Origin of the sequence: Methylobacterium sp. WL6 (assembly GCF_008040095.1) — a bacterium.
Classification (GTDB): domain Bacteria; phylum Pseudomonadota; class Alphaproteobacteria; order Rhizobiales; family Beijerinckiaceae; genus Methylobacterium.
This window is the reverse complement of record NZ_VRVH01000096.1, coordinates 1-14,736: the sequence shown is the minus strand read 5'-3', so window position 1 is coordinate 14,736 and position 14,736 is coordinate 1. Positions and strand designations below refer to the sequence as shown.

Sequence of the window (14,736 nt, the reverse complement as noted above, 5' to 3'; positions counted from 1 at the left end):
GCGCGACAGCGGCGTGGCCAGCACCTTCGGGCCGCGGCTCGACCCGTTCACGCGGGGGCTCGCGCTGCATACCGGGCTCGACCTGAAGGCGGAGATGGGCGAGCCCGCGCTGGCCACCGCGCCCGGGCGCGTCGTCACGGCGGAGGCCACTGGCGGCTACGGCAACATGGTGGAGATCGACCACGGCCACGGCGTGGTCACGCGCTTCGCGCACCTGTCGCGCATGGCGGTACGGGCCGGCCAATGGCTCCGCGCCGGTGATCTGGTCGGCCGCGTCGGCTCGACCGGGCGCTCGACCGGCGCGCACCTGCACTACGAGACCCGGATCGACGGCGAGCCGGTCGACCCGCTGGGGTTCCTGGAGGCGGGGCGCGAACTCGCCGAGGGCGGTGGGCCCTGACGTCGCGGCCGGCGCGACGTCGCGTGTCCCGCCATTCCGGGGCGCCCGAGGCGAACCCGGAATGGCAAGCGTTCGATGGACGAAGGACGGTTCCCGTCCTGCCGCCTCAGTCGATGTCCTCGACCTTCTCCGTCGCCCCGTACAGGCGCTGCGCCAGCGACGCCTCGATGAAGGGGTCGATGTCGCCGTCGAGGACCTCGTCCGGGTCGGTCGACTGCGTGCCGGTGCGCAGGTCCTTCACGAGCTGGTAGGGCTGCAGCACGTAGGAGCGGATCTGGTGGCCCCAGCCGATGTCGGTCTTGGAGGCGGCCTCGGCGTTGGCCTTCTCCTCCCGCTTCTTCAGCTCGGCCTCGTACAGGCGGGCGCGCAGCATGTTCCAGGCGGTCGCCCGGTTCTTGTGCTGCGAGCGCTCCTGCTGGCACGCCACCACGATCCCGGTCGGGTTGTGGGTGATGCGCACCGCCGAGTCGGTGGTGTTGACGTGCTGCCCGCCCGCGCCCGACGACCGGTAGGTGTCGATCCGGCAGTCGGATTCCTTGATCTCGATCTCGATCCGGTCGTCGATCACCGGGTAGACCCAGACGGAGGCGAAGCTGGTGTGCCGCCGCGCGCTCGAATCGTAGGGCGAGATGCGCACCAGGCGGTGCACGCCGGACTCGGTCTTGAGCCAGCCGTAGGCGTTGTGGCCCTTGATCAGGAGCGTGGCGCCCTTGATCCCGGCCTCTTCCCCGTCCGACCACTCGACGATGTCGACCTTGTACTTCCGGCGCTCGGCCCAGCGGCCGTACATGCGCTGGAGCATGTTGGCCCAATCCTGGCTCTCGGTGCCGCCGGCGCCCGCATGGACCTCGAGATAGGTGTCGAAGCCGTCGGCCTCGCCCGACAGCAGCGTCTCGACCTGACGGCCGGCCGCCTCCTTCTCGACGGTGAGGATCGTGGCCTCGCCCTCGCGGATCGAGGCCTCGTCGCCCTCCGTCTCGCCGAGCTCGATCAGCATCGCCCCGTCGTCGAGGTCCTGCTCGAGCTTGCGGATGGCGGCCACGGCCTCGTCGAGCTGCTGGCGCTCGCGCATCACCTTCTGCGCGGCGTCGGCGTCGTTCCACAGTTCCGGGTTCTCGGACGCCGCATTCAGCTCCGCGAGTCGTTTATCGACGGTATCCCAGTCAAAGATGCCTCCTCAGCAGTCCGATCGACTGCTTGGCGGCATCCGAGGCTTGCTCGATCTCGGCGCGCATTTCGAGGGTGTGTCGCTTGTGTCGGGGGCTCAAAGTGGTCGAGCGGGGTGATACCGGCGGCGGGCGCCCCTGTAAACGGCTCCCATCCCATGGCGCGTGCCGAGCTCATGCGACGCTCCCACCCGCGCCGACCCGTGAAACCACGGCCGCCTCGTGCGTTGACCGGGGATTTTCACCCCGATCGGGAGGGACGCGCGATGACGAAGGCCGAGGACGAGGATTCGCGGGACGACGCCGAGCACGACCGTGAGCAGACCCGGAAGGAGTTCGACGCGGCGGTGAACATGACGCCCGCCGCCTTGAGGAAGCATCTCGACTCCGACGCCAGCAAGTCGGTCGGGCAGAAGTCCGGCGGCGGCGAGGCCACCGGGCACAAGGAGGGGCGCCGCATCCTCGAGATCAAGGCCAAGAAGAAGGCCGACCTCACGGACGACGATTACGGCCACATGCGCAAGGTCGTCGGCTACGTCCGCCGGCACCTCGCGCAGGGCGGCAAGTCCCGCAACGATCCCGACTCGGCCTGGGCGCTGTCGCTGATGAACTGGGGCCACGACCCGTCGAAGGACTGAGCCGGATCGCGCGGCGCGTTGGAAAAACAGCGCGCCGCGTCGAGCCCGTCAGTGCTGGCCGTAGCCGGCGATCCAGGCCGGTGCCAGCACGTAGCGCCGCTTGGCGCGGGGATCGGTGCGGCCCTCCATGAGGCCGCTGTCGTAGTAGTTGAAGCCGGTGATGCCGTAGCCGCCGCCGTTCATCACCTGCGGCACGGCGATCGCCGGCACCGCGAGGTCGGGGCGCGCGGGCGGGACGATCGGGCGGTTGGCGCCGTCGACCTGCAGCACCGTGGGGCCGTCCGGACCCTGGAACACGTAGGCCCGGGACTGAGCCTGGGCGGCACCGGCACCGGCGAGCGCGAACAGGCCGACGGCGAGGCCGTGTCGGAGGAAGGTGTTCATCGCGTGCTCCGTCGCTGAGGGGCGGGTTCGATCGTCGGGGCATCATGCCCGATGCGCGGCCGCGTGTCCGTCGCCGCGACGCGCCGGCCGCGGCGTCGCCCCCGGAAAAACCGACCGGAAGCCCCGGTCGGTCGGCTCTCGATCGGCCTCGATCAGCCCTTGGAATGCAGCACGACCGCCGGCTGCCGGGCGATCGGCTTGCAGGTCGTGTCGAAGGCGTTCAGCACCAGCGGGCGCGAATCGCAGGCGAAGGCCGCATCGGGGCCCGGCGCCGGGATCGGGTCGCGGGCGACGATCGGGTTCGGCGCGCAGGCCGAGGCGGCTGCCGCCAGCAGCAGGGCGGCGGGCAGGGACAGGCGACGCATGCAAGCCTCGGGGACGCGAGTGCGGATCATTGCCGCCGACCCTGCGCACGGGGCCGGCGGGTGACAAGCACATGCAGCACACCCATCGCGCTTTGGCCGGGCCTGTCGCCCCGCCGCAACAATCGGGATCAGGCGCTCTTGGCCAGCGGCACGACGTTGTGCAGCGTCTTGTCCGCGGTCTCGAGGAAGCGGCGGACGTTGCGGGCCGCCTGGCGGATGCGCTGCTCGTTCTCGACGAGGGCGATGCGGACGAAGTCGTCGCCGAACTCGCCGAACCCGATGCCGGGCGCCACCGCGACGTCCGACTTCTCGAGGAGGAGCTTCGAGAATTCGAGGCTGCCGAGCGCCTTGAACTTCTCCGGGATCGGCACCCAGGCGAACATCGAGGCGGCGGGCGCCGGGATCTTCCAGCCGGCCTTGCCGAACGACTCGACCAGCGCGTCGCGGCGCTTCCTGTAGATCGCCCGCATCTCCTGGATGCAATCGTCCGGCCCGTTGAGCGCGGCGGTGGCCGCGACCTGGATCGGCGTGAAGGCGCCGTAATCGAGGTAGGACTTCACCCGCGACAGCGCGGCGAGCAGGCGCTCGTTGCCGACGGCGAAGCCCATGCGCCAGCCGGCCATGGAATAGGTCTTCGACAGCGAGGTGAACTCCACCGTCACGTCGATCGCACCCGGCACCTGCAGCACCGAGGGCGGCGGCTCGCCGTCGAAGTATACCTCGGCATAGGCGAGGTCCGAGAGCAGGATGATCTCGTGGCGCTTCGCGAAGGCGACGAGGTCCCGGTAGAAGTCGAGCGTCGCCACGTAGGCCGTCGGGTTCGACGGGTAGCAGACCACCAGGGCCACCGGCTTCGGGATCGAGTGCGCCATGGCGCGCTCCAGCGCCGGGAAGAACGCGGGCGTCGGCTCGGCCGGGACGGAGCGGATCACGCCGCCCGCCATCAGGAAGCCGAAGGCGTGGATCGGGTAGCTCGGGTTCGGCACCAGCACCACGTCGCCCGGCGCGGTGATCGCCTGCGCCATGTTGGCGAAGCCCTCCTTCGAGCCGAGGGTGGCGACCACCTGGGTGTCGGGGTTCAGGCTCACGCCGAAGCGGCGCTGGTAGTAGCCCGCCTGGGCGCGGCGCAGGCCGGCGATGCCCTTCGAGGCCGAGTAGCGGTCGGTGCGCGGGCGCCCGGCCGTCTCGCACAGCTTGGCGATGACGTGCTTGGGGGCGTCGAGGTCCGGGTTGCCCATCCCGAGGTCGATGATGTCGGCGCCGTTGGCGCGGGCGGCGGCCTTGATCCGATTGACCTGCTCGAACACGTAGGGGGGCAGGCGCTTGATGCGGTGAAAATCGGTCATGGCCATCTGTCCATCGGCGCGGATCCCGTGGGGCGGCACTGGCGGCCCCGACGGGTGGCGGTCGGCCTCTCTAACATCGAAGCGGCCTGCCGCCGACCCCGAATATCGGCCTTATTGTGCCGGCTGGGCCGGCGCGCTCGCCGGCTTCGTCGCCTTGCCGGCGCTCTCCGCGGCCCGGCCCCGCGATTCGTTGCGGCCGCGGGCGCCTTCGAGCTCGGCTTCCAGCGCCTTCTGGCTCTCGGCCGACTTCGCCCGCACCGGACGTGCCGGAGCGGAGACGCCGACCGGCATGAACTCGGTCCCGCCCTTCGGCCGCGAGTTCGCGACGAAGTCCGGCGCGGCGACGGCCTTCGGGCCGTAGCCGGCCTCGACCGCCAGCGTCTTGATCGGCGAGAGGTCGGAGGAGCAGGCGCCCGTGGCCGCCGCCGCGCAGAGCGCGAGCGTGCCGAGGAGGCGCCGGAACATGATGCCCTGCGCTGCGGAGCCGGACGGATTCGACGGCCTGCCCGGAGAAGTCGTGCCGGGATCCGGAACCTTGTCGCAAGTTGAGGTCATGCCGCAGTTATATCGCCGTTCGCGCCTGCCGCGCTGGGCAAATTCGGGGTTGGCGCGTTAATTTGGCGGAAACGAGGCTCGGACCGCCCTCCGGGGCGGGTGCTCGGGTCCGCCCGCGCTGCCGGCGCGGACGAAGCCAGGGAGTGGATCACGCGTGACGACGCAGCCGACGACGCCCGTGATGCTCGATTTCGAGGCCCTCTCGCGCAATGCGGGCCAGTTCATGGAACAGCTCGGACGGGCCGCCGCGCGCTACGTCGCTCCCGAGGACGGCCTGCCGGTCCAGCCCAAGCCGCCGCAGGAGGCGAGCGAGCTCGTGCGCACCCTCGGCACCGTGGCCGAGACGTGGCTTTCCGATCCGAAGCGGACGCTCGAGGCGCAGGCCAAGCTCAGCGAGGCCTTCGTCGCCCTGTGGGGCACGACGTGGATGCGCCTCCAGGGTCAGGAGGCCGAGCCGGTGGCGCAACCCGAGCCGAAGGATGCGCGGTTCGCCGACGCCGAATGGTCGTCGAACCCGTACTTCGACTTCATCAAGCAGGGCTACCTGATCACCACCCGCTGGGCCGAAGGCCTGGTGAACGAGGCCGAGGGCATCGACGAGCACACCCGCCACAAGGCGCAGTTCTACCTGCGCCAGCTCGCCGGCGCGCTCTCGCCCTCGAACTTCGTGATGACCAACCCCGAGCTGATCCGGCACACGCTGCAGGAGAACGGCGCCAACCTCGTCCGCGGCATGAAGATGCTGCAGGAAGACATCGAGGCCGGCGCCGGCGAGCTGCGCGTGCGCCAGACCGACCGGAACGCGTTCGAGTTCGGCGTCGACGTCGCGGTGACGCCCGGCGAGGTGGTGTTCCGCAACGACCTGATGGAGCTGATCCAGTACGCGCCGCGCACCGAGACGGTGCTGAAGCGCCCGTTCCTGATCGTGCCGCCGTGGATCAACAAGTTCTACATCCTCGACCTGAATCCGGCGAAAAGCCTGATCGGCTGGATGGTCGACCAGGGCCTCACCGTCTTCGTGATCTCCTGGGTCAACCCGGACGAGCGCCACCGCGACAAGGACTTCGAGTCCTACATGCGCGAGGGCATCGAGGCGGCGATCGACGCGATCGGCGTCGCCACCGGCGAGACGGAAGTGGCGGCGGCCGGCTACTGCGTCGGCGGCACGCTGCTCGCCGTCACGCTCGCGATGCAGGCCGCCACCGGCAACAAGCGCATCAAGAGCGCGACCTTCCTGACCACGCAGGTCGACTTCACCCATGCCGGCGACCTCAAGGTCTTCGCCGACGAGGGGCAGATCCGGCAGATCGAGACCCAGATGGCCGAGCGCGGCTACCTCGACGGCGCCAAGATGGCCAACGCGTTCAACATGCTGCGGCCGAACGACCTGATCTGGTCCTACGTCGTCAACAACTACGTCAAGGGCAAGCCGCCGAGCGCCTTCGACCTGCTGTACTGGAACGCCGACGCCACCCGCATGCCGGCGGCCAACCACGCCTTCTACCTGCGCAACTGCTACCTCGAGAACAACCTCGCGCAGGGCCGGATGGTGCTCGGCAACATCCGCCTCGACCTGAAGAAGGTGACGGTGCCGGTGTTCAACCTCGCCACCCGCGAGGACCACATCGCGCCGGCGATCTCGGTGTTCGAGGGCTCGTCGAAGTTCGGCGGCCCGGTGGACTACGTGCTGGCCGGCTCCGGCCACATCGCCGGCGTCGTCAACCCGCCCTCCAAGCCGAAATACGGCTACTGGACCGGCGGAAAGGCGGAAGGGCGCCTGGAGGATTGGCTCGGGGCCGCCACCGAGACCAAGGGCTCGTGGTGGCCGTACTGGTTCAAGTGGCTCGAGGCGCAGGCGCCCGAGCGCGTGTCCGCCCGCAAGCCCGGCGGCGACGCGCTGCCCTCGCTGGCGCCCGCCCCCGGCACCTACGTGCGCATGAAGGCCTGAGCGTCGGCTTGACCCGCCTGCCGCGGCGACCACCTTCCGCGTCAGGATTGTTCGAAATGGGGGGCGCACATGAAGCTGGTTCGGCACGGAGCGACGGGAGACGAGAAGCCGGGCCTGATCGACGGGAACGGCGGCCTGCGCGACCTGTCCGCGGTCCTGCGCGACATCGCCGGGCCCGGGCTCTCGCCCGAAGCGCTCGACCGCCTGCGCGTGATCGACCCGGAGACGCTGCCGCTCCTGCCGGCTTCGACCCGGCTCGGCCCCTGCGTCGGCGGCACCCGCAACTTCGTCGCGATCGGCCTGAACTTCGCGGATCACGCCGCCGAGACCGGCTCGCCGATCCCGTCCGAGCCGATCGTCTTCAACAAGGCGCCGTCCTGCATCGTCGGCGCCAACGACACGGTGATCATCCCCAAGGGATCGGCCAAGACCGACTGGGAGGTCGAGCTCGCCGTGGTGATCGGCTCCCGCGCCTCCTACGTCCACGCCAACGAGGCGCTCGACTACGTGGCGGGCGTGTGCATCTGCAACGACGTTTCCGAGCGCGAATGGCAGATGGAGCGCGGTCCGACCTGGACGAAGGGCAAGGGCTGCCCGACCTTCGGGCCGCTCGGCCCGTGGCTCGTGACCCTCGACGAGATCCCCAACCTCGGCAACCTCGCGATGAGCCTCGACGTGAACGGGCAGCGGATGCAGACCGGCTCGACCGCGACGATGATCTTCGACGTGCCCCAGCTCGTCGCCTACGTCTCGCATTTCATGATGCTCGAGCCCGGCGACGTCATCACCACCGGCACCCCGCCCGGCGTCGGCCTCGGCATGAAGCCGCCGCGCTATCTCAAGGCCGGCGACGAGATGATCGTGCGCATCGAGGGGCTGGGCGAGCAGCGCCAGCCGGTGATCGCCTTCGACGACTGGACCGCGAAGGTCTCCGCCGGCGAGCCCACGAACTGACGCTTTTCCTCGATGGCTGCGGTCGTGCCGCCACGACGGACGGCGATCCGCTCTCGACTTCGTGAACGTCCTCTGCACAGAAGGCTCTGTACCTCGGAGGACGCCGTCACGTGAGCATCGGTTTGATCGCCCTTCTCGACGACATCGCCGGGATCGCCAAGGTCGCCGCGGCCTCGCTCGACGACGTCGCCGCCCAGGCGGCCAAGGCCGGCGTGAAGGCGGCCGGCGTGGTGATCGACGATGCGGCGGTGACGCCGCGCTACGTCGTCGGCTTCGCCGCCGAGCGCGAGCTGCCGATCGTCGGCAGGATCGCGCTGGGGTCGCTGCGCAACAAGCTGCTGTTCCTGCTCCCGGCCGCCCTGGCGCTCGGCGCCTTCGCGCCCTGGGCGATCACGCCGCTGCTGATGCTCGGCGGCGCCTACCTCTGCTACGAGGGCGCCGAGAAGGTCTACGAGGCGCTGTTCCCGCATGCCGGCCACGCCGACGACACCCCGCGCGATGCCGCCGGCGACGGCCGGGCGATGGAGGACCGCAAGGTCTCGGGCGCGATCAAGACCGACTTCATCCTCTCGGCCGAGATCATGGCGATCACCCTGGCGGCGCTGCCCGACGGCGGCGTCGCCACGAAGGCCGCCGTGATGGCGCTGGTGGCCGTCGGCATCACCGCCTTCGTCTACGGCGCGGTGGCGCTGATCGTGAAGGCGGACGACGCCGGTCTGGCGATGGCGGCGAGCACCTCCACCTCCGCGTTCGGCAGCGTCACCCGCGCGCTCGGCCGGGGCATCGTCACCGGGATGCCGCCGTTCCTGGCCCTGCTCGCCATCGTCGGCACGGCGGCGATGATCTGGGTCGGCGGCGGCATCCTGGTCCACGGGCTCGAGACCTACGGCCTGCCGCAGGTCGCCCACGCCCTGCATGCGGCCTCCGAAGCGGTCGCCGGCCTGCTGCCGCCCGCCCTGTCCGGCCTTGCCGAATGGCTGGTGACGGCCGCCGGCTCCGGTCTCGTCGGCCTCGTCGTCGGCGGCCTGCTGATTCCGCTGACGAGCTTCGTGATCGCGCCGGCCTGGCATGGCCTGTCGCGCCTGCGCGGTGCGGCGGCCTGAGCCGGACGGCTTGATTTTCGCCCACGGATTCGCCTCATGGGCGCATGATGCAGCCGACCCCGCTCCCCGCCGCCCCCGCCATCCGCCACGACTGGACGGTCGAGGAGATCCGCGCGATCCACGACCTGCCGCTGCTCGACCTCGTGTTTCGCGCCGCCTCCGTGCACCGGGCCCACAACGATCCGGCCGACATCCAGCGCGCCTCGCTCCTGTCGATCAAGACCGGCGGCTGCCCCGAGGATTGCGCCTACTGCCCGCAATCGGCCCATCACAAGGGCACCGGCATGGCCAAGGAGCGCCTGATGCCGGTCGACGCGGTGCTGCGCGAGGCCGCCGAGGCGAAGGCGGCCGGGGCGCACCGGTTCTGCATGGGCGCCGCCTGGCGCCAGCCGAAGGACGGCCCGGAATTCGACGCGGTGCTGGCCATGGTCCGCGGCGTGCGCGGCCTGGGCATGGAGGCGTGCGTCACCCTCGGCATGCTGACGCCGTCCCAGGCCGTGCGGCTCGCCGAGGCCGGGCTGACCTCCTACAACCACAACCTCGACACCGGACCGGACTTCTACGAGGACATCATCTCAACCCGGACCTACGCCGACCGGCTCCAGACCCTGGAAAACGTGCGCGAGGCCGGCATCGGCCTGTGCTGCGGCGGCATCGTCGGCATGGGCGAGGGCGTGACCGACCGGGCCGCGATGCTCCAGGTGCTCGCCAACCACGCGCCGCATCCCGAGAGCGTGCCGATCAACGCCCTCGTCGCCGTCGAAGGCACGCCGCTGGAGGACCGCCCGCCGGTCGACCCGCTCGACCTCGTGCGGATGTGCGCGACCGCGCGGATCGTGATGCCGAAGGCGCGGGTGCGCCTCAGCGCCGGGCGCAAGGGGCTGACCCGCGAGGCGCAGATCCTGTGCTTCCTCGCCGGCGCCAACTCGATCTTCTACGGCGAGCGCCTGCTGACCACCGCCAACAACGAGACCGATTCCGACGCCGCCCTGCTGCGCGACATCGGCATCACGGTGGCCACGCCCATGATGGAAGCCGCCGAGTAGGCCTCAGGCCTCGGCGTCCGGCAGCACGATCCGGAACCGGGTGCCCTCGGCGGCGGGGTCGAGCGACAGCGTCCCGCCGTTCAGCCGCACGAGCTCGGAGGCGATGGCGAGGCCGAGCCCGGTGCCGCCCGAGCGCATCGAGCCTTGGAAGGCCTCGAACAGGTGCTCCTTCGCCCGCGCCGGCAGGCCGGGACCGTTATCGGCCACCAGGATCGTCACCGCACCGGCGCATTCGCGCCCGGCCGTGATCCGCACCTCCGGCGAGGCCACGTTCGCCTCGGTGAAGTCGTGCGCCTGCACGGCGTTGCGCACCAGGTTTCCGATCGCCCGCCCGATCTGCTCGGAATCGGCGAACACCGTCAGCTCGGGGGCGACCTCGGTCACGACCCGGACGCGGCCGTGGGCGGAGAGCGCCGCGAGATCGGCGAGTTCCGCCAGGACCGGGGCCAGCGCGAACGCGCGGCTGCGCGGCGTGCGCTCGGCGGCGCGGCCGTAGGCCAGCGTCGCCTCGCAGAAGCGGATCGCCCGCCCCAGCGTCGCGACGAGGCGCGGCGCCACGCGCTGCACCATCGGGTCCGAGGTTTCCTCGAGCCGGTCGCCGAGCAGCTGCGCTCCGGTCAGCAGGTTGCGCAGCTCGTGGTTGATCTTGGCGACCGAGAGCCCGAGCTCGGCGAGCCGGCGCTTCTGGCGCAGCTGGTCCGCGAGCGTCCGCTGCATCCGTGCCAGCGCGGTCTCGGCGAGCCCGATCTCGTCGCTGCGCGGCGCGGGCGTGATGATCCGGTCGGCCCCCTCCGGGTCGTCGGCGAAGGCGGTGATGTTGCGCGCGAGCCGGCGCACCGGCCGCACGATCAGGGTCTGCAGCACGAAGAAGACGAGGCCGGCCGCGGCGGTGGCGATGATCAGCGACGACACCGCCAGCCGGATCGCGAAATCGACCACCGCCTGCTTCAGCGGTGCGTCGTCGAGGATGATCTCGACCAGGTCGAAGCCTTCCCAGCCCTGGCCGACGATGCGGATCGGCTCGTCGACCGGTTCGGTCAGCGTCCGCCAGGCGCCGCGGATGGCGCACCAGATCGATCGGTTGCGCAGGTCGACCGTGTCGGAGACCCGGTCCGGCATCGGCTCGATCGACAGGAGCTGGCGGGTGTCGCCGTCGCGGACCGCGATCGCGCGGGCGCCGACGCCGGCCAGCAGGCGCCGGGCGAGCTCGTCGGACACCGGGTGCCCTTCGCTGGCATCGAGCACGAGGGCCGCGACCTGCGCGGCGCTGATTCTGTCGGACAGCCAGGACAGGCGGTAATTCGCGACCGCGGGCACGAAGATCAGGATCTCGATCGCCGCGACGAAGGCGACGGTGACGAGGAAGAGCCGTCCGGAAAGGCCGAGGCGCTTGAGCCAGCGGTCGGAACGCGGCACCGCGACGGGCGCGTCGCGCTCTGCCGCCTCCGTCGAGTCCGTGTCAGTCCTTGCGACCACTGCTATCCCGGCCCCGGAAAGCGCGGCGACCCCGTGCCTCTTCGCGAACGTCCCGTCGCAACCCGCATCCCCTGGCCGAGACGGTGGCACGATCATCCCTCGTAGCCCGCGGGCCGAGGAAGCGTCGAGGGGGCATCACCCCCGGGATCGGCGCGCGAACGCGATTTTCAGTACGCAGCGTGGGGATAATCGCGTCCCGCGAAGGTCGAGCGGTCCCGCGGATCAGCCTGCGTTGCGCCGCATGAAGCGCCGCCGCAGGCCGATCGAGAGTAGCGCGAACAGGCCGAGGCTGCCGAGGCCGATCACCATCCGCGGCGTCACCAGCGCGCGGAAGCTCAGCGCGTTGTCGCAATCGCTGCCGCCGGCGGATAGGCAGGCTGCTTTCGCGTCCGCATGGGCTGCGACCACGTCCTCGATGCCGGCGCCGGTCGCCGCGTAGACGAAGGCGCCGGGCAGCAGGCCGCAGGCGGTGGCGAGCACGAAGGTGCGCAGCGCCACGCCGAACGCGGCCGGCCCGAGATTGGTCATCCAGAACGGGAACAGCGGCAGCAGGCGCAGGAACACGATGTAGCCGAAGGCATCGTTGCGAAACCCCTCGGCGAGCGCACCGAGCCGCGGCCCGGCCACCCGCCGCAGCAGGTCCGAGGCCGGCCCGCGGCCGATCGCGAAGACGATCGCGGCGCCTGTGGTGGCGGCGCAGACGGCGACGATCGCGCCGGTGACGATGCCGAACAGGAAGCCGCACACCATGGTGAGGATCAGCGTCGCCGGCACCGAGACGACGACGGAGCCGACATAGATCAGGTAGGCCAGCACGAGGGCGCGCGGGCGGTCCGCCTCGACGAAGGCGCGCAGCCATTGCCGCGACTCGAGCAGCCGGTCGAGGCTGAGAAGCTGCGACGCGCCCGAGACCAGCACGGCGATCGACAGCGCGATCAGCAGCGCCAGGGGCAGCCAGCGCAGCGCGCGGCGGCGGGCGGAGCGCGGACGCTCGGGCGGCGTCGCGCCGGCCGCGGTCACGCGGGCTTACGCATCCGCAGGATCTTGAAGAACCCGCCCGGGAAGGTCGGCGCGACGCCGATGAACTCGACGCCGTTGCGCCGCGCCCAGGCCTCGATCCGGGTCGACTTGAAGTCCGACGACCAGCCGATCTTCGTGCAGAGCGGCGCGACGATCTCCTCGACCTTCGCCACCGGTCCCTCGGTCTGCCCGAAATGGTTGGCGAGCACGATGCCGCCGCCGGGGCGGACCACCCGCAGGAACTCGGACAGGGCGGCTTCCGGGTCGGGCACCAGGGTGATCAGGAACTGCGCCACCACCGCGTCGAACGACGCATCGGCGTAGCCGAGGCGGCAGACGTCCATCACCTGCAGGCCCTTCACGTGGGTAAGGCCGCGGCGCTGCACCTTGCGGCGGGCGCGCTTCAGCATGTCCTCGGACAGGTCGACGCCGCAGACGAAGCTGGCGCGCGGGTAGTAGCCGAGCGACAGGCCGGTGCCGACGCCGGCCTCGAGGATGCGCGGGCCGCTCTCGGCGGCGGCGGCCACCGCGGCCCGGGCGGCCGGCTCGGTGAGCTTGTCGTAGACCACGTCGTAGACCGGCGCCCAGCGGGCATAGGCCTTGCGCATCAGGGCGGTGCTCGGCCCGGCCTCCGGCTCGCTCAGCATTCGTGTTCTCTTCCGGTCTCGAGGGGGATATTCAGAGCGGGCCGCGTCGGATCACGCGGCTCTCGCCGCGCCCGCCGAGGCCGCGTCGATGCGGCGGATCGTGCCGCCGCCGAGCACGCGTCCGCGCGGGGTCTCGTCGGCGTAGATCGCGCAGGCCTGGCCCGGCGAGACCCCGTCCTCGGGCACGGCCAGGACGATCTCGGCGGCGCCGGTCGCGGGGTCGTAGTCGAGCCGGGCAAGGCGCGGCTCGCGCGTCGAGCGCACGCGCACCGCGACCGCCATGTCGGAGACGGGGCCCGGTGCCCCGAGCCAGTTCACGTCGGTGAGCCGGATGCGGTGGGTCGCCAGCGCGGTGCGCGGGCCGACCACCACGCGGGCGGTGTCGGGCTCGAGCCGGACCACGTAGAGCGGCTCGGGCGAGGCCACGCGCAGGCCGCGGCGCTGGCCGACCGTGTAGTGGATGATGCCCTCGTGGCGCCCGAGCGCCTGGCCGTCGAGATCCACGATCTCGCCCGGCCGCGCGGCGTCGGGGCGGAGCCGCGCGATCACGTCGGCGTAGCGGCCCTGCGGCACGAAGCAAATGTCCTGGCTGTCGGGCTTCTCCGACACCACCAGCTCCAGCTCGCGCGCCAGGCGCCGGGTCTCGTCCTTGGGCAGCTCGCCGAGCGGGAACCGCAGGAAGTCGAGCTGGTCCTGCGTCGTGGCGTAGAGAAAGTAGCTCTGGTCGCGCGCCGGATCGAGGGCGCGGTAGAGCGCCCGGCGCCCGCCCTCCCCCGGCAGCGCCCGGCTCGCGACGTAATGGCCGGTGGCGAGGCAGTCGGCGTCGAGGTCGCGGGCGGTCGCCAGCAGGTCGCGGAACTTGATCGAGCGGTTGCACTCGACGCACGGGATCGGCGTCTCGCCGGCCAGGTAGCTCTCGGCGAACCGGTCGATCACCGCGTCGCGGAAGCGGTCCTCGTAGTCGAGGACGTAGTGCGGAATGCCGAGGCGCTCGGCGACGCGGCGGGCGTCGTGGATGTCCTGGCCGGCGCAGCAGGCGCCCTTGCGATGGGTCGCGGCGCCGTGGTCGTAGAGCTGCAGGGTGATGCCGACGACGTCGTAGCCCTGGCGCTTCAGCAGCCCGGCCACGACGGAGGAATCGACGCCGCCGGACATGGCGACGACGACGCGCGTCTCGTGCGGGAGCTTGGCAAGATCAAGGGAGTTCATGGCGCCGGGTCTGACGGCGGCACGGGTCTGCGAAGATCCCGCCGCACGGGCCTGTCTATAGTGTGTGTCGTTCGGCGTTTCCAGGGCGCGTCCCGATCGCCGCGGTCGACCGCCCCGGCAAGTCCTGCCGGGCACGCGGCAGCATCGGCCCGCGGCGGCATGATCCCCCAGCCGGTCCGTCGCCGAAAGACGATGTTTCTCAGTCTCTTGGCTCGGCGCACGCGCTGGCCTGTCGCTTGCTCCACTGCCGGCAGGAGAGCGTGCATGGCGGTGGGAACGACGGACTTCGTGGATGCGGCGGCGCGGGCATCCGCTCGCGCGACGACGCGCGACCTGGCGGATGCGGCGGCGGCGCATGCCCGCTTCGGCCGCGATCTCGAAGCCGCCACCGCCAAGGGCAACGCTCAGGCCCGCAACGCCGCCGAGCGCCAGCGCAGCGCGGACGCGACCGCCGCCGGCCGGGCCGACCGCGCCAAGGC

The 14,736-nt window shown here is 71.3% G+C and carries 16 protein-coding genes; 7 read left to right on the top strand and 9 right to left on the bottom strand.

Annotation, left to right across the window (positions count from 1 at the left end):
* Positions 1–400, top strand: a 400-nt coding sequence (locus FV230_RS14440; protein ID WP_147842883.1) for a M23 family metallopeptidase, incomplete at its 5' end; no start/stop codon positions are given.
* 106 nt (positions 401–506) lie between these two features.
* Here the strand turns inward: FV230_RS14440 and prfB are convergent.
* A protein-coding gene (prfB, locus tag FV230_RS14435; RefSeq protein WP_147728103.1) for a peptide chain release factor 2 occupies positions 507–1,635 on the bottom strand; the annotation gives its coding sequence in 2 pieces (ribosomal slippage) (positions 507–1,565 and positions 1,567–1,635; 1,128 coding nt in all).
* Positions 1,636–1,832: 197 nt separating this feature from the next.
* Between prfB and FV230_RS14430 the strand changes: the two genes are divergently transcribed.
* Complete coding sequence (locus FV230_RS14430) at positions 1,833–2,204, top strand: DUF3140 domain-containing protein (RefSeq protein WP_147842882.1); 372 nt, start codon at positions 1,833–1,835, stop codon at positions 2,202–2,204.
* Between the two features lie 48 nt (positions 2,205–2,252).
* Here FV230_RS14430 and FV230_RS14425 read toward each other — a convergent pair whose 3' ends face one another.
* From FV230_RS14425 to FV230_RS14410, 4 genes are all read right to left on the bottom strand, one after another.
* Positions 2,253–2,588, bottom strand: coding sequence for a hypothetical protein (locus FV230_RS14425; RefSeq protein ID WP_147842881.1), 336 nt, complete (start codon positions 2,586–2,588; stop codon positions 2,253–2,255).
* A gap of 152 nt (positions 2,589–2,740) precedes the next feature.
* The gene (locus tag FV230_RS14420; protein ID WP_147842880.1) at positions 2,741–2,953 is read right to left on the bottom strand and encodes a hypothetical protein; all 213 of its coding nucleotides are present in this window, start codon (positions 2,951–2,953) and stop codon (positions 2,741–2,743) included.
* Positions 2,954–3,081: 128 nt separating this feature from the next.
* Positions 3,082–4,299: an LL-diaminopimelate aminotransferase gene (locus FV230_RS14415; protein ID WP_147842879.1), complete on the bottom strand. Its 1,218-nt coding sequence runs from the start codon at positions 4,297–4,299 to the stop codon at positions 3,082–3,084.
* Positions 4,300–4,410: 111 nt separating this feature from the next.
* Positions 4,411–4,764, bottom strand: a complete 354-nt coding sequence (locus FV230_RS14410) for a hypothetical protein (protein ID WP_147842878.1) — start codon at positions 4,762–4,764, stop codon at positions 4,411–4,413.
* Positions 4,765–5,035: 271 nt separating this feature from the next.
* Here FV230_RS14410 and phaC point away from each other — a divergent pair, with 271 nt between their 5' ends.
* From phaC to bioB, 4 genes are all read left to right on the top strand, one after another.
* Positions 5,036–6,802 (top strand): class I poly(R)-hydroxyalkanoic acid synthase, encoded by a 1,767-nt coding sequence (gene phaC, locus FV230_RS14405; RefSeq protein WP_147842884.1) that lies wholly within the window; start codon positions 5,036–5,038, stop codon positions 6,800–6,802.
* Positions 6,803–6,871: 69 nt separating this feature from the next.
* Positions 6,872–7,756, top strand: a complete 885-nt coding sequence (locus FV230_RS14400) for a fumarylacetoacetate hydrolase family protein (RefSeq protein ID WP_147842877.1) — start codon at positions 6,872–6,874, stop codon at positions 7,754–7,756.
* 110 nt (positions 7,757–7,866) lie between these two features.
* On the top strand, positions 7,867–8,859 hold the full coding sequence (locus FV230_RS14395; protein WP_147729625.1) for a DUF808 domain-containing protein: 993 nt from the start codon (positions 7,867–7,869) through the stop codon (positions 8,857–8,859).
* 44 nt (positions 8,860–8,903) lie between these two features.
* The gene (bioB, locus tag FV230_RS14390) at positions 8,904–9,905 is read left to right on the top strand and encodes a biotin synthase BioB (RefSeq protein WP_147842876.1); all 1,002 of its coding nucleotides are present in this window, start codon (positions 8,904–8,906) and stop codon (positions 9,903–9,905) included.
* Positions 9,906–9,908: 3 nt separating this feature from the next.
* Here the strand turns inward: bioB and FV230_RS14385 are convergent, their stop codons facing one another.
* The 4 genes from FV230_RS14385 to mnmA all read right to left on the bottom strand — a co-directional run bounded on the left by FV230_RS14385 (position 9,909) and on the right by mnmA (position 14,257).
* On the bottom strand, positions 9,909–11,321 hold the full coding sequence (locus FV230_RS14385) for a HAMP domain-containing sensor histidine kinase (protein WP_246694858.1): 1,413 nt from the start codon (positions 11,319–11,321) through the stop codon (positions 9,909–9,911).
* Between the two features lie 282 nt (positions 11,322–11,603).
* Positions 11,604–12,401 carry a VTT domain-containing protein gene (locus FV230_RS14380; protein ID WP_147842874.1) on the bottom strand — a complete coding sequence of 266 codons (798 nt, stop codon included), beginning with the start codon at positions 12,399–12,401 and terminating at the stop codon, positions 11,604–11,606.
* Entirely contained in the window at positions 12,398–13,048 is a 651-nt protein-coding gene (locus FV230_RS14375; protein WP_147729569.1) for a class I SAM-dependent methyltransferase, read from the bottom strand. Before FV230_RS14375 ends, FV230_RS14380 begins: the two co-directional genes overlap by 4 nt.
* Positions 13,049–13,099: 51 nt before the next feature.
* Positions 13,100–14,257 carry a tRNA 2-thiouridine(34) synthase MnmA gene (gene mnmA / locus FV230_RS14370; RefSeq protein ID WP_147842873.1) on the bottom strand — a complete coding sequence of 386 codons (1,158 nt, stop codon included), beginning with the start codon at positions 14,255–14,257 and terminating at the stop codon, positions 13,100–13,102.
* A gap of 264 nt (positions 14,258–14,521) precedes the next feature.
* Between mnmA and FV230_RS14365 the strand changes: the two genes are divergently transcribed.
* Positions 14,522–14,736: hypothetical protein (locus FV230_RS14365; protein WP_210248629.1), on the top strand; the 215-nt coding region annotated here is incomplete at its 3' end.